This is a genomic window from Parviterribacter multiflagellatus (assembly GCF_056863265.1).
In genome coordinates, this window is the sequence record NZ_JBXPIZ010000005.1 from 327727 (window position 1) to 340903 (window position 13177).

The window sequence follows — 13177 nt, forward strand, 5'->3', positions numbered from 1 at the left end:
TACCCGCGTCAGACCACCCGTGGCACCCGCTCCGCCCACGGGGCGGCCTGCTCCAGCTGGCGCGCGAGGCGCAGCAGCAGCTCCTCCGACCGCAGACGCCCCACGAGCTGCACGCCCATCGGCAGCCCGTCCGGCGTCCAGTGCAGCGGGAGCGAGATCGCGGGCCGGCCGGTGACGTTGGCGAGCTGCGTGTACGGAACCCACGCGAGGTTCTTCTGGATCACGTCGTCGACCACGCCGCCCACGCGCAGCAGCCGCGTCGTGCGCGAGCGCAGCAGCGCCTCGGCCACGAGCCGCAGCGGCGCCGGCGTGTCGAGCGCGCCGACGCGGATCGGCGGCTCGCCCAGCGTCGGCGTCATCAGCAGATCATGGGTGGCGTGGAGCCGCGCGAGCGCGCCGATGTGCTCGCGGCGCCGCTCGTCGGCGGCCTGCAGCTCCACCCCACCCGCCGCGCGCCCGAGCGCCGCCATGATGCGCGTGTCCTGCTCGAACGTCCTGACCGGCGCGCCGGTCTCGCGCACGATGCGGTCGATCTCGATCGCCTGGTGCACGGACCAGATCGTCATGAAGTCGCGGGCCAGCTGCGCGTCGTCGTGCGGCGGCGCGACCTCCTCGACCTCGTGGCCGAGGTCGGTGAGCAGCTGCGCGGCGTGCTCGACCGCCCGCACCGCCTCGGGGTGCGCCTGCGGGCGGATCGCGGACGCCACCGTGTAGCCGATCCGCAGCCGTCCCAGCGGCTCTTCGATCGCGTCGAGGAACGGGCGCTCCGGCATCGCGGGCGCGTAGGCGCTGACCGCGTCCGGGCCGGCCAGCACGTCGAGCATCGCGGCGCTGTCGCGCACCGTCCGCGCCACCACGCCGTGGGTCGCGAGCCCGTTCAGCGGCTCGCTGTCCACCGGGCCCATCGGGATCAGCCCGCGCCCCGCCTTCAGCCCGACCAGCCCCGTGCACGCGGCCGGGATGCGGATCGAGCCGCCGCCGTCGCTCGCGCCGGCCACGGGCACGACCCGCGCGGCGACCAGCGCCGCCGAGCCGCCCGAGGAGCCGCCGGGCGTCCGCGCGGGATCCCACGGGTTGCGGGTCGGCCCGAACAGCTCGGCCTCGGTGACGCCCTTCGCGCCGAACTCCGGGGTCGTCGTCTTGGCGAGCATCACCAGGCCGGCGTCGAGCCATCGCTGCACCACCGTGCTCGTCACCGCCGCGGGCCGGCCGGCGAGCGCCCGGCTGCCGGCGGAGGCGGGCACGCCCTCGAGGTCCTGGTAGAGGTCCTTGATGAGGAACGGCACGCCGGCGAACGCGCCGTCGAGCGGGCCGGCGACGCGGGCGTCTGCGTGCTCGTCCAGCCGCAGGGCGACCGCGTTCAGCTGCGGGTCGATCCGCGCGAGGCGCGCGCGGGCGGTCGCGAGGAGCTCCGCGGCAGTGACGACACCGGAGCGGACCGCCTCCGCGAGGCCGAGAGCGTCGTGCTCGACGTAGGTGCGCTCGTCCATGGCGGCGCGGAACCTACAGGTGCTGCACGGGCGAGGCCAAGCTGTCCCGTCCTGGCCCCGCCCGTACACGCATCGGGTCGGCAGCGGGTGGGTCAGGTCCGCCGCCGGAGGAGAGGAAGCGGGGTGTGGCCCGCGCCTCGACAGAGAAGGTACGCGCGCACCGGGCCTCCATCATCCGACCGGGTGGCGGAGATCGAGGCGCCGTCGCTCGACCGGTGGTCAGGGGTGTGGCAGGTGCAACGTCGGCGGTAGCATCGCGCCATGCTCCGCCGCCCGGCCGCGTTCGTCGCCCTGATCGCCCTCCTCGCCGTGCCCGCCACGGCCGACGCCGCCAAGGCCCGGACGGCGAAGCTCCTGCGCTTCGACTCCTGCCAGGAGCTGACCGCGTTCGCGCGCGACAAGATCGTGCAGACGGGCGGGACGACCGGCGTGCCGTTCCGCGGCGACGTGGTCTCGCCGCCGCCGCTCGAGCCCGCGGGCATCATGCCGACCCCGGCCCAGCGCGACGGGTCCGGGATGCCGGCGCCCGCCGCGACCACCGCGCCCGCGATGGCCGAGAGCGACGCCGCCGCCGGCGCGGGCGACACCGCGTTCTCCACCACCAACGTCCAGGAGGCCGGCGTCGACGAGGCCGACCTCGTCAAGACGGACGGCAAGCGGCTGTACGTCATCAGCGACGCCGCGCTCCGCGTCTTCGACGTCACCGACGCCGGCGCGCCGCCGCGGCAGGTCGCCAAGCTCGACCTGCCGGGCTCGTCCCACCAGCTCCTGCTGCGCGGGACGCGGCTCCTCGTGATCGGCTCCGCGACGCCGCCGATGGCCACCGACGTCGTCGGGCCCCGCCTCCCCGACACGGCGGCGTCGTCGGACATCGCGCCCGGCCCGGGCCAGGAGGCGAAGGTGCTCCTCACCGAGGTCGACGTCACCGAGCCCGCCGCGCCGAAGGTCGCCCGCACGATGGAGCTGGCGGGCCGCCTCGCGGGCGCGCGCCTCACCGGCGCCGCGGCGCGCATCGTCGTCGCCTCCACGCCCGACCCGATCGCCGCGCCGACGCCGCAGCAGCTCGAGGCGAGCGCGGCCAAGGCCAGGACGGCCCGCTTCCTCCCGCGCACGACCATCAGGAGCCGCATCACGCGCCGCACCTACCGCCGCTCGGTCGTCCCCTGCACCCGCGTGCGCCACCCGCGCGCGTTCAGCGGCCTGGATCTCCTGACGGTCCTCACCGTCGACCTCGACCAGGGCCTGATGAACGTCAACCGCGACGCCGTGATGGCGTCGGCGCAGGACGTCTACGCGAGCCCCACGAGCCTCGTCGTCGCCAGCCGCCGGTACGCCGACCCCGCGACCAGCGGCGGCGTCACCGACCTGCACATCTTCGCCGCCGGCGCCGAGCCGCGCACGGTCTACCAGGGCTCGGGCAGCGTCCCCGGGTTCATCCTCAACCAGTTCTCGATGTCCGAGCACGAGGGCGTGCTGCGCGTCGCCACCACCGAGGACGCGCCGTGGAGCCCCGAGACCGGCCAGGGCGAGTCGCAGAGCGGCGTCAGCGTGCTGAAGCTCGACGGCGGGAAGCTCACCACGATCGGCCGCGTCACCGGGCTCGGCAAGGGGGAGCGCATCTACGCCGTCCGCTTCCTCGGCGCGCGCGGCTACGTCGTCACGTTCCGCCAGGTCGACCCGCTCTACGCGCTGGACCTCAGCGACCCGACGAAGCCGCGCGTGACGGGCGAGCTGAAGGTCGCCGGCTACTCCGCGTACCTGCATCCGATCTCCGACACGCTGCTGCTCGGCGTCGGCCAGGACGCGACGGAGCAGGGCATGCGCCTCGGCCCGCAGGTCTCGCTGTTCGACGTGGGCGACCCGGCCCAGCCGAAGCTCCTGTCCCGCGCCGCGCTCGGCCAGACCGGCGCCTCCGCGGCCGAGCAGGACCACCACGCGTTCCTCTGGTGGGCACCCGCGAACCTCGCCGTGCTGCCGGTCGACACGTACGGCCAGCAGCCGTTCAGCGGCGCGATCGCCTACCGCGTCTCGCGCGAGGCCGTCGGCGAGGTCGGCCGCATCACGCATCCGGCGCCCGCGCAGGACCGGCTGAACCCGCCGATCGGTCGCTCGGTCGTCGTCGGCGACCGGCTGCTGACGCTCTCGCGCTACGGCATCGCGGTCAATGGGGTCAGCGACCTCGCGGCGCGCGGCTTCGCGCCGCTGGTCTGAGCACGGGGAGTGATGCGGGGCGGCGGCGTGCCGCTCGTACGCTGGCGCGATGGACGAGCAGGAGACGATGGAGCGCACGGGCGGGCCCGTCACGCGCAGCCGGCTCGCGCGCGAGGTCCGGGCGCTCGGCGTGGCCGAGGGCGACGTGGTCATGTTCCACACGCGCCTGTCGGCGCTCGGCTGGGTCGCCGGTGGCCCGCAGACGGTCATCGCGGCGCTGCTCGACGCCGTCGGGCCGGCCGGGACGCTGATGGCGTACTGCGGGTGGAACGAGGCGCCGCCCTACGAGTGGACGACGTGGCCGGCCGCGTGGCAGGAGGCCATCCGCGCCGAGCATCCGCCCTTCGACCCGGCGCTGAGCTCCGCCGACCACGCGGTGGGCCGCCTGCCGGAGGCGCTGCGGCACTGGCCCGGCGCACGCCGCAGCCGGCACCCGGACGTGAGCTTCGCCGCCGTCGGGGCGCTCGCGGATGAGCTGACCGCCGACCACCCGTGGGACGACCCGCATGGGCCCGGCACGCCGCTCGCGCGGCTCGCGGACCACGGCGGCAAGGTGCTGCTGCTCGGCGCGCCGCTCGACACGATCACGCTGCTCCACCACGCCGAGGCGCTGGCGCAGGCGCCCGGCAAGCGCTTCGTCCGCTACGAGCAGCCGATCCTCCAGGACGGCCAGCGGGTCTGGCGCACGCTGCACGACATCGACTCCGAGGAGGGCGCGTTCGACTACGGCGCCGTGGTGCCGGAGGGCGACGAGCCGTTCGAGGTCATCGCCAGCGCGGCGCTCGCCGCGGGGATCGGCAGCGCCGGCCGGGTCGGCGCCGCGCCGTCGCACGTCTTCCCCGCGGGGGAGCTGGTGCGGTTCGGCGTCGGCTGGATCGAGCGCGCGCTCGGCGCCGCGACGCCCGGCTAGGCCGCGGGCGGCGCCTCCGGCTCCTCCTCGACCCACGAGCGGGTCAGGTAGAGCCAGAAGGCCAGGCCCGCGTGGTCGCGGTACTTGCGGAACGCCCGCTGGATGCCCTTGTCGGTCACCCGCGGGCGCCCGGCCAGCCGCCGGTACGTCGGGCGCGTCCAGGAGTCGAGCACGAGCCGCCGCGAGCGGCCGAGGACCATCAGCACGTGGGCCATCGCGTACGGGCCGACGCCGGGGAGCGCGAGGAGCCGCTCGGCCGCCTCGTCGTCGGGCAGGTCCGGGTCGGCGAGCGCCTCGAGGTCGAGCTCGCCAGAGACGACGCCCGCCGCCAGCTCGCGCAGGTACGCACCGCGATAGCCCGCGCGCGCGACGTCGCGGTACCACTCCTCGGGCGCCGCGGCCATCTGCTCCGGGGTGGGGAACGCGCGCCGCTCCGGTCGCCCCTCCGCCGGCGTGCCCAGCTCGGAGACCAGCGCGCCGACCATCCGCTCGGTGGCCGACCAGGCGCAGTTGGTCGTGCAGATCGTCTTGACGACGTCCTCGAAGACCGTCGGCGCGCGCACGAGCCGCCCCGCGCCCGCCTCGGCCGCCCACGCCAGCTCGGGGTCGGCGGCGGCGAGCGCGTAGAACGCGCTGAGGTCGACGTCGAGCCGCAGGACGTGCCGCAGCTGCGCGACCAGCGTGCCCTGTGCGTCGGACGGCGGCGCGGGCGCGTCGCACGGGGCGTCGAGCACGACGCGCTCAGGTCCGCTCGGCCGCAGCCGCACGACCCACGCGCGCCCGGCGTCGTCACGCAGGACGGTCTCGAACCGCAGCCCGTCCTCGGCCACGACGTTCGGCGGGAGCGACGCGACGCCGTGGGAGAGCAGCGTGCGCGCGAGCGAGACGGGCTCCCCGCCGGCGCCCCGCAGCTCGAGCTCCGCGCTCCACCCGGCGCTCATGGCGCGTCGTCGAACAGCGGCATCGTCCCGGCCAGCTCCGGTCGCCCCTCCAACGCGAGCAGCCGCAGCTTCGTCGTGGTCCCGCCCGGCGCGCTGAACCCGCCGGTGGCGCCGCCCGCCGCGAGCACGCGGTGGCACGGCACGACGATGGGGAACGGGTTGCGCCCCAGCGCCTGCCCGACGGCCTGCGCCGCGCCGGGCTCACCGAGCGCCCGCGCGACCTCGCCGTAGGTCAGCGTCCGCCCCGGCCCGATGCCGCGCGCGACCGCGTACACGCGGCGGTGGAACTCGGGCACGCCGCTGTCGTCGAGCTCGACGTCCGCGAGGTCGTCGGGTGCGCCCTCCGTCAGCGCGCGCACCCGGTCGATCACGGCGGCGACGCGCGGCGGCGGCTCGCGCTCGTCCAGGCCCGGCCACGCCCGCGCGCGGTCGTTGCCGGGCAGTCGGACGCCCGTCAGCGCGCCGTCGCCGTTCCACGCGAGCGCGCACCGGCCGAGGGCGGTGTCGAAGTGCGCGAAGCCGGCCGCGGCGTCCATGAGCTCCATCCTCGCGCCGCAGGCGGACGGTTTCGGTCCGCAATGACGCGCGGCCCGTGGGTTCGCGTCACACTGCTCCCGCGCGACGTTGTGCAGCCACCACAGGCAGTGGGACGTAGCGCGTCCTACTTTAGAACCCTGCCGCGGCATCCGGCGTGTCGACGTGTGCCGCGAGCCTTCGTCCCGAGTTCAGGAGTCAGCAATGAGCAGCACCGAAGCGCTCGTCTTCGATGCGATCCGCACGCCCCGTGGCAAGGGCAAGAGCAACGGGTCGCTCCACTCCACCAAGCCGGTGGACCTGGTCGTCGGGCTGATGCACGAGATGCTCAGCCGCAACGACCAGCTCGATCCTTCGCGGGTCGACGACGTCGTCCTGGGCTGCGTGTCGCCGGTCGGCGACCAGGGCGCGGACATCGCCAAGACCGCGGCCATCAAGGCCGGCCTGCCGAACACGGTCGCGGGCGTGCAGCTCAACCGCTTCTGCGCGTCGGGCCTCGAGGCGGTCAACATCGCCGCGCAGAAGGTCGCGTCCGGCTGGGAGGACCTCGTCTTCGCCGGCGGCGTCGAGTCGATGTCGCGCGTACCGATGGGCTCCGACGGCGGCGCCTGGGCGATGGACCCGGAGACGAACTACGACACGTCCTTCATCCCGCAGGGCGTGGGCGCGGACCTGATCGCGACCGTCGAGGAGTTCGACCGCGAGACCGTCGACGCGTACGCCGTCCGCTCGCAGGAGCGCGCCGCCGCCGCGCAGGCCGAGGGCCGCTTCGCGGGCTCGGTCATCCCGGTCAAGGACATCAACGACCACGTCGTCCTCGACCACGACGAGTTCATCCGCCCCGGCACGACCGTCGAGACGCTCGGCAAGCTCAAGCCGTCGTTCGCCATGATGGGCGAGATGGGCGGCTTCGACGCCGTGGCGCTGCAGAAGTACCACTGGGTCGAGCGCATCGACCACGTCCACACCCCGGGCAACTCCTCGGGCATCGTCGACGGCGCCTCGCTGCTCGCCATCGGCAACGCGCAGACGGGTGAGGAGCTGGGCCTCAAGCCGAAGGCGCGCATCCTCGCGACCGCGGTCTCCGGCGCGGACCCGACGATCATGCTCACGGGCCCCGCGCCCGCGTCCAAGAAGGCGCTCGCCAAGGCCGGCCTGACCAAGGACGACCTCGATCTCGTCGAGATCAACGAGGCGTTCGCCGCGGTCGTCCTGCGCTTCGTCAAGGACATGGACCTCGACATGGAGAAGGTCAACGTCAACGGCGGCGCCATCGCCATGGGCCACCCGCTCGGCGCGACCGGCGGCATGATCCTCGGCACGCTCATCGACGAGCTGCACCGCCAGGGCAAGCGCTACGGCCTCGCGACGCTCTGCGTCGGCGGCGGCATGGGCATCGCGACCGTCGTGGAGGCGCTCTAGTCATGGCCGAGTCCACCACCATCAAGTGGGAGCAGGGCGAGGACGGGATCGTCGTCCTCACCCTCGACGACCCGAACCAGTCGGCGAACACGATGAACTCGGCCTACGCCGAGTCCATCCTCGCGACGGTCGAGCGCCTCGAGGCCGAGAAGGACTCGATCAAGGGCGTCGTCCTGACGTCCGCGAAGAAGACGTTCTTCGCCGGCGGTGACCTCAACGACCTGAAGAAGGCCGACAAGGAGCACGCCGACGAGGTCGCGACGTTCGTCCGCGAGGGCAAGGCCGTGCTGCGCCGCCTGGAGACGCTCGGCGTCCCGGTCGTCGCCGCGATCAACGGCGCCGCGCTGGGCGGCGGCCTGGAGATCTGCCTCGCCACGCACCACCGCGTGATCGTCGACGACCCGAAGGCCGTCGTCGGGTTCCCGGAGGTCCAGCTCGGCCTGCTCCCGGGCGCCGGCGGCGTCGTGCGCTCGGTGCGCATGCTCGGCATCGTCGACGCGCTCATGCAGCTGCTGCTGCAGGGCAAGCGGCTCAAGCCGGCCAAGGCCAAGGAGCTCGGCGTCGTCGACGAGGTCGTCGCCACGCGTGACGAGCTCGTCCCGGCCGCCAAGAAGTGGATCCTCGCCCAGGGCGAGGACTTCGCCGGCCAGCCGTGGGATCAGAAGGGCTACAAGATCCCGGGCGGCACGCCGTCGAACCCGAAGCTGGCGATGAACCTGCCCGCGTTCCCGGCGAACCTGCGCAAGCAGCTCAAGGGCGCGAACTACCCGGCGCCGCACCACATCATGGCCGCGGCGGTCGAGGGCGCGCAGGTCGACGTCGACACCGCGTTCGAGATCGAGGGGCGCTACTTCGTGGACCTCGTCACCGGCCAGGTGGCGAAGAACATGATCCAGGCGTTCTTCTTCGACCTCCAGCAGGTCAACGGCGACCGTGGCCGCCCGGCGGACATCGAGCCGTGGCAGTCCAAGAAGGTCGTCGTGCTCGGCGCCGGCATGATGGGCGCCGCGATCGCGTACGTCTGCGCGAAGAGCGGCATCGAGGTCGTCCTCAAGGACGTCGACCAGGCCGCTGCCGAGCGGGGCAAGGGCTACTCCGAGAAGCTCGTGGAGAAGGCCGTCTCGCGCGGGCGCCAGTCGCAGGAGGACGGCGACGCGCTGCTCGCCCGCATCCTCCCGACGACCAAGCCGGAGGACGCCAAGGACGCCGACCTCGTCATCGAGGCCGTGTTCGAGGACCCGAAGGTGAAGGCGCAGGTCTTCGCGGAGATCGAGCCGTTCCTCGCCGAGGGCGCGCTCCTGGGCTCCAACACCTCGACGCTGCCGATCACGGAGCTGGCCGAGGGCGTGTCGCGCCCGGCCGACTTCATCGGGCTGCACTTCTTCTCCCCCGTGGACAAGATGCCGCTGCTCGAGATCATCAAGGGCGAGAAGACCAACGACGAGACGCTGTACCGCTCGCTCGATCTCGCGAAGCAGATCAAGAAGACGCCGATCGTCGTCAACGACTCGCGCGGCTTCTTCACCTCGCGCGTCATCGGCACCTTCATCAACGAGGGCATCGCGATGCTCGGCGAGGGCATCCCCGCGCCGACGATCGAGCAGGCGTCGTCGCAGGCGGGCTACCCGGCCCCGGTCCTGCAGCTCTCCGACGAGCTGAACATGAAGCTCATGCAGAAGATCCGCAAGGCCTCGATCGACGCGGTCGAGGCGGCGGGCGGCACCTGGCCGACGCACCCCTCGGAGGCGATCATCGACAAGATGGTCGGCGAGGGGCGGCCGGGCCGCCTCGAGGGCGCGGGGTTCTACGAGTACGCCGAGGGCAAGCGCATCGGGCTGTGGAAGGGCCTGCGTGACGCGTTCCCGCCGGTCTCCGACCCGTCGACGATCGACCTGAAGGACCTCGAGGAGCGGATGCTCTTCATCGAGGCCATCGAGACGGTCAAGTGCGTCGACGAGGGCGTGATCGAGTCGGTCGCCGACGCGAACATCGGCTCGATCATGGGCATCGGCTTCCCCGGCTGGACCGGCGGCGTCCTGCAGTACATCAACGGCTACGAGGGCGGCCTTGCCGGCTTCGTCGCCCGCGCGCGCGAGCTCGCCGCCACCTACGGCGAGCGCTTCACCCCGCCGGCGTCGCTGGTCGAGAAGGCCGAGCGCGGTGAGATCTACTCCGACGAGGAGACCCTCGTCGCGGCGTAGCGCCCCGCGCTCACATCGCAGTTGTCGTCCGAGGGGCGCGGCGCTTGCCGCGCCCCTCGCGCGTTCCGCCGCAGATCCGCGACGCGCCGCCGGAGATGCCACGCACCTCCCCAGCCATCGTGCGCGCATGCCGACCCTGCCACCACGACGCGAACGTGACACCCTCGCCCGCGACCGCGGGACGAGTCACATCGAGCCCGCTATCGGGGCTGAACGTGACTCGGCCGCGCTGGCGCGCGGTGCGAGTGACGTCGACGTCGCCGGCCTGGCCGCGCGGCAGAACGGGATCGTGACGCGCGCGCAGCTGCTGGCGCGGGGGCTTTCACCCAGCGGCATCGACCGGCGCGTGCGCAACGCGCGGCTGCACCTGCTCCACCGGAGCGTGTACGCGGTGGGGCACACGGCGCTGCCGCCGCTGGGGCGGGAGACGGCGGCCGTGCTCGCCGTCGGTGATGACGCGGTCGCGAGCTGGTGGAGCGGGCTCGGGCTGTGGAGCCTCCCGGGAGCGCAGCGGGGCGACGCGACGGTCCACGTGACGGTGGCGGGTGGGACGCACCGGCGCTCGCGCCCTGGGATCACCGTGCACCGGACACGGGAGCTGCCGCCGGGCGACGTCCGCCGCATCCGGGGCCTCGCGGTCACTTCGCCGGAGCGCACGATCCTCGACGTCGCGCCGTTCCTGGCGCCCGAGGCGCTGGAGGAGCTCGTCGCGGCGGCGGAGCGGCGGGGACTCGTCCGTCGGTCGTCGCTGCGGCGGCGAGCGCGCGGCCGGCTGGCGGAGGTGCTGGCCGAGGGGCCGCGGTTCACGCGGTCGGAGGCGGAGCGGCGGCTGCTCGCGCTCCTCCGCGAGGCCGAGCTGCCGCGGCCCGACACGAACGTCGTCGTCGCGGGCTTCGAGGCTGACGCGGTGTGGCGGGAGGAGCGGGTGATCGTGGAGGTCGACGGGTTCGCGTTCCACGGCGACCGTCGCCAGTTCGAGCTCGACCGGGTGCGCGGGGTCGCGTTTGCACAGGCCGGCTACGCGGTGATCCGCATCACCTGGCGGCAGCTCGTCGACCGTCCCCACACGGTCGTCGCGGCGCTCGCCGTCGCGCTCAGCGCCCGCGCCGCCGCCTAGCCGTCCCCGTGGTCGACGACCTCGACGTTGTGGCCGTCGGGGTCGAGCGCGAAGGCCGCGTGGTAGCCGGGGTGGTACTGCGGGCGCTCGCCGGGGCCGCCGTTGTCGCGCCAGCCCACGCCGAGCGCGGCGGCGTGGAACGCCTCGACCGCGCCCGGGCGCGGGGAGGTGAACGCGAGATGGACGTGCTCGGTCGCCGGCCGCTCGTCCTCGAGGAAGGTGAACGTGAAGCCGTTCGGCGCGCGGTAGCGGACCGAGGTCGCGTCGGCGTGGGCGACGCTGAGGTTCGCGTGGGGCGCGATCGCGTCGTAGCCCGGGCGGAGCGCCGCGACCGACGGCGTGCGGAGCCAGATGTGGTCGATGACCCCGCTCGTCGCCATCTGCTCCATGTGGCAGGGCTCCATCGAGTTGCCGTCGGGGTCGAGCAGGAAGCCGCCGTAGTACTCGGGCGTGTACTCGCGCGGGCCCGGCTCCCCGTCGGACCGGAAGCCCGCGTCGACGCACGCCTGCCAGGTCGCGTCGACCGCCGCCCGTGAGGACGCGACGAACCCGACGTGCAGCCCCCGCGTGGCCGGACGGTCCGGAGAGTGGCCGATCGCGAAGTTCTGCCACTCCACGTACGTGCCGTCGGCGTCCGGCTCGCCGAGCAGCGTGGTGTAGAAGCGGCGGGACGCGTCGAGGTCCGAGACCCAGATGCCGAGGTGGTCGAGCATCCGCCGAACGATGCCACGACGCAAAGTAGTTGTGCGCGCAACTACCTGCTACGATCGTTTGCACCATGAAGCTCGAAGGCCTGCACCACATCACGATGATCACCGGCGACGCCCAGGCGAACGTCGACTTCTACGCGGACGTCCTGGGCCTGCGTCTGGTGAAGAAGACGGTCAACTTCGACGACCCGACCGCCTACCACCTCTACTTCGGCGACGAGCAGGGCGCGCCGGGCTCGATCCTCACCTGGTTCGAGTACCAGGGCGCCCGCCAGGGCGAGCCGGGGCTCGGCATGATCCACACGCTCCAGCTCGGCGTCGCGGACGACGACGCCCTCGGGTTCTGGGAGCAGCGCCTGAACGCGCGCGGCGTCGCGACCGAGCGTGCGGCCGATCGCCTGAGCTTCCAGGACCCCGACGGCCTCAGCCTCCAGCTCGTCGTCGCGGACGACGGCAACCCGCCGCTCCGCGCGGTCCACCCCGACGTCCCCGCCGAGCACGCCATCCTCGGCCTCGAGGGCGCCCGCGCCTACAGCGCCTACGCGAACGTCGAGGAGAAGCTCCTCACCGACGTCCTCGGCTTCACCTACGAGGGCGACGGCGAGTACCGCCTGCAGGGCGAGCGGCGCCACTTCCACTGGGCCTACGACCAGGCGACCGGCTACGGCGAGTCCGGCGCCGGCACCGTCCACCACATCGCGTGGGCGTCGCGGGACGAGGACCACCTTCGGTGGCAGGCGCTGATCCGTGACCGCGGCGGGTTCGTCTCGGACGTCCGCGACCGCGACTACTTCGACGCGATCTACTTCCGCGAGCCGCGCGGGGTGCTGTTCGAGATCGCGACGCTGAGCCCGGGCTTCGCCACGGACGAGGACCCCGACCGCCTCGGCGAGGCGCTCCGTGTCCCGAAGATGCACGCGCACGTCCAGGAGCAGCTCGAGCGCACGCTCACCCCGGTCGTCAACCCGCGCACGACCCAGCGTGAGAGGGTGGAGGCGTGAGCCTGGTCTTCAACGAGCGGCCGGCGGCGGGCGACCCCGCCGGTCTGCTGGTCCTCCACCACGGCCGCGGCGCCGACGAGCACGACCTGCTCGGGCTCGCGGACGTCCTCGACCCGGAGCGCCGGCTGCACGTCGTCACCCCCGGCGGCCCGCTGACCGTGCCCGGCTGGCCGGGCAAGCACTGGTACGTCGTGCCGCGCGTCGGCTACCCCGACCACGACACGTTCCACGCCGCGTACGGCAAGCTCGCGCAGTTCCACGACGAGCTGTGGGAGCGCACCGGCCTGACGCCCGCGCAGACCGTCTTGGGCGGGTTCAGCATGGGCTCGGTGATGAGCTACTCGCTGGGGCTGCCGAGCGACCGTCCCGCGCCCGCGGGCATCCTCGCGTTCAGCGGCTTCATCCCGACCGTCGACGGCTGGCAGCCGGACCTCGCGAGCCGCCCCGGCCTGCGCGTGTTCGTCGCGCACGGCCGGTACGACCAGGTGATGGACGTCGAGTTCGCCCGCCAGGCGCGCGACCTCCTCACGGCCGGTGGCCTCGACGTCGAATACCACGAGTCCGACGCCGCGCACCACATCGACCCCGCGCACGTCCCCGCGGCGGTCGAGTGGCTGCGCACGACGCTGAAGCTGTAGGC

General features: G+C 73.6%; 11 protein-coding genes. 7 read left to right on the plus strand and 4 right to left on the minus strand.

Translation table 11 applies throughout. From position 1 onward, the window contains the following. Positions 1-8 precede the first annotated feature (8 nt). Entirely contained in the window at positions 9-1490 is a 1482-nt protein-coding gene (locus AC1UE5_RS13140) for an amidase (protein WP_482924020.1), read from the minus strand. Positions 1491-1751: 261 nt separating this feature from the next. Here AC1UE5_RS13140 and AC1UE5_RS13145 point away from each other — a divergent pair, with 261 nt between their 5' ends. Beyond that, the gene (locus tag AC1UE5_RS13145; protein WP_482924023.1) at positions 1752-3701 is read left to right on the plus strand and encodes a beta-propeller domain-containing protein; all 1950 of its coding nucleotides are present in this window, start codon (positions 1752-1754) and stop codon (positions 3699-3701) included. Between the two features lie 49 nt (positions 3702-3750). Continuing rightward, on the plus strand, positions 3751-4611 hold the full coding sequence (gene aac(3) / locus AC1UE5_RS13150) for an aminoglycoside 3-N-acetyltransferase (RefSeq protein ID WP_482924025.1): 861 nt from the start codon (positions 3751-3753) through the stop codon (positions 4609-4611). Here the strand turns inward: aac(3) and AC1UE5_RS13155 are convergent. Continuing rightward, entirely contained in the window at positions 4608-5552 is a 945-nt protein-coding gene (locus AC1UE5_RS13155) for a DNA-3-methyladenine glycosylase family protein (RefSeq protein ID WP_482924027.1), read from the minus strand. The two genes, aac(3) and AC1UE5_RS13155, sit on opposite strands and share 4 nt — an antisense overlap. Continuing rightward, complete coding sequence (locus AC1UE5_RS13160) at positions 5549-6088, minus strand: methylated-DNA--[protein]-cysteine S-methyltransferase (protein ID WP_482924029.1); 540 nt, start codon at positions 6086-6088, stop codon at positions 5549-5551. The genes AC1UE5_RS13155 and AC1UE5_RS13160 overlap by 4 nt, the downstream gene beginning before the upstream one ends. Positions 6089-6290: 202 nt before the next feature. Between AC1UE5_RS13160 and AC1UE5_RS13165 the strand changes: the two genes are divergently transcribed. The 3 genes from AC1UE5_RS13165 to AC1UE5_RS13175 all read left to right on the plus strand — a co-directional run bounded on the left by AC1UE5_RS13165 (position 6291) and on the right by AC1UE5_RS13175 (position 10826). Further along, on the plus strand, positions 6291-7508 hold the full coding sequence (locus AC1UE5_RS13165; protein ID WP_482924031.1) for an acetyl-CoA C-acetyltransferase: 1218 nt from the start codon (positions 6291-6293) through the stop codon (positions 7506-7508). 2 nt (positions 7509-7510) lie between these two features. Next, the gene (locus AC1UE5_RS13170; protein ID WP_482924033.1) at positions 7511-9709 is read left to right on the plus strand and encodes a 3-hydroxyacyl-CoA dehydrogenase NAD-binding domain-containing protein; all 2199 of its coding nucleotides are present in this window, start codon (positions 7511-7513) and stop codon (positions 9707-9709) included. Positions 9710-9998: 289 nt separating this feature from the next. Then, positions 9999-10826 carry a DUF559 domain-containing protein gene (locus tag AC1UE5_RS13175; RefSeq protein WP_482924036.1) on the plus strand — a complete coding sequence of 276 codons (828 nt, stop codon included), beginning with the start codon at positions 9999-10001 and terminating at the stop codon, positions 10824-10826. On the opposite strand, the gene AC1UE5_RS13180 is transcribed toward AC1UE5_RS13175, so the two are convergent. After that, positions 10823-11539, minus strand: a complete 717-nt coding sequence (locus AC1UE5_RS13180) for a VOC family protein (RefSeq protein WP_482924040.1) — start codon at positions 11537-11539, stop codon at positions 10823-10825. The genes AC1UE5_RS13175 and AC1UE5_RS13180 overlap by 4 nt on opposite strands. Before the next feature lie 65 nt (positions 11540-11604). On the opposite strand from AC1UE5_RS13180, the gene AC1UE5_RS13185 reads away from it, so the two are divergent. Further along, positions 11605-12537: a VOC family protein gene (locus AC1UE5_RS13185; RefSeq protein ID WP_482924044.1), complete on the plus strand. Its 933-nt coding sequence runs from the start codon at positions 11605-11607 to the stop codon at positions 12535-12537. Beyond that, positions 12534-13175: an alpha/beta hydrolase gene (locus AC1UE5_RS13190; RefSeq protein ID WP_482924048.1), complete on the plus strand. Its 642-nt coding sequence runs from the start codon at positions 12534-12536 to the stop codon at positions 13173-13175. The genes AC1UE5_RS13185 and AC1UE5_RS13190 overlap by 4 nt, the downstream gene beginning before the upstream one ends. The last annotated feature ends 2 nt before the right edge of the window (positions 13176-13177 follow it).

What these genes read in the sequence shown, in the direction of transcription:
- AC1UE5_RS13140 (WP_482924020.1), bottom strand. Translation starts at nt 1,490, where the DNA reads ATGGACGAGCGCACCTACGTCGAGCACGACGCTCTCGGCCTCGCGGAG.
- AC1UE5_RS13145 (WP_482924023.1), top strand. Translation starts at nt 1,752, where the DNA reads ATGCTCCGCCGCCCGGCCGCGTTCGTCGCCCTGATCGCCCTCCTCGCC.
- AC1UE5_RS13155 (WP_482924027.1), bottom strand. Translation starts at nt 5,552, where the DNA reads ATGAGCGCCGGGTGGAGCGCGGAGCTCGAGCTGCGGGGCGCCGGCGGG.
- AC1UE5_RS13160 (WP_482924029.1), bottom strand. Translation starts at nt 6,088, where the DNA reads ATGGACGCCGCGGCCGGCTTCGCGCACTTCGACACCGCCCTCGGCCGG.
- AC1UE5_RS13165 (WP_482924031.1), top strand. Translation starts at nt 6,291, where the DNA reads ATGAGCAGCACCGAAGCGCTCGTCTTCGATGCGATCCGCACGCCCCGT.
- AC1UE5_RS13170 (WP_482924033.1), top strand. Translation starts at nt 7,511, where the DNA reads ATGGCCGAGTCCACCACCATCAAGTGGGAGCAGGGCGAGGACGGGATC.
- AC1UE5_RS13180 (WP_482924040.1), bottom strand. Translation starts at nt 11,539, where the DNA reads ATGCTCGACCACCTCGGCATCTGGGTCTCGGACCTCGACGCGTCCCGC.
- AC1UE5_RS13185 (WP_482924044.1), top strand. Translation starts at nt 11,605, where the DNA reads ATGAAGCTCGAAGGCCTGCACCACATCACGATGATCACCGGCGACGCC.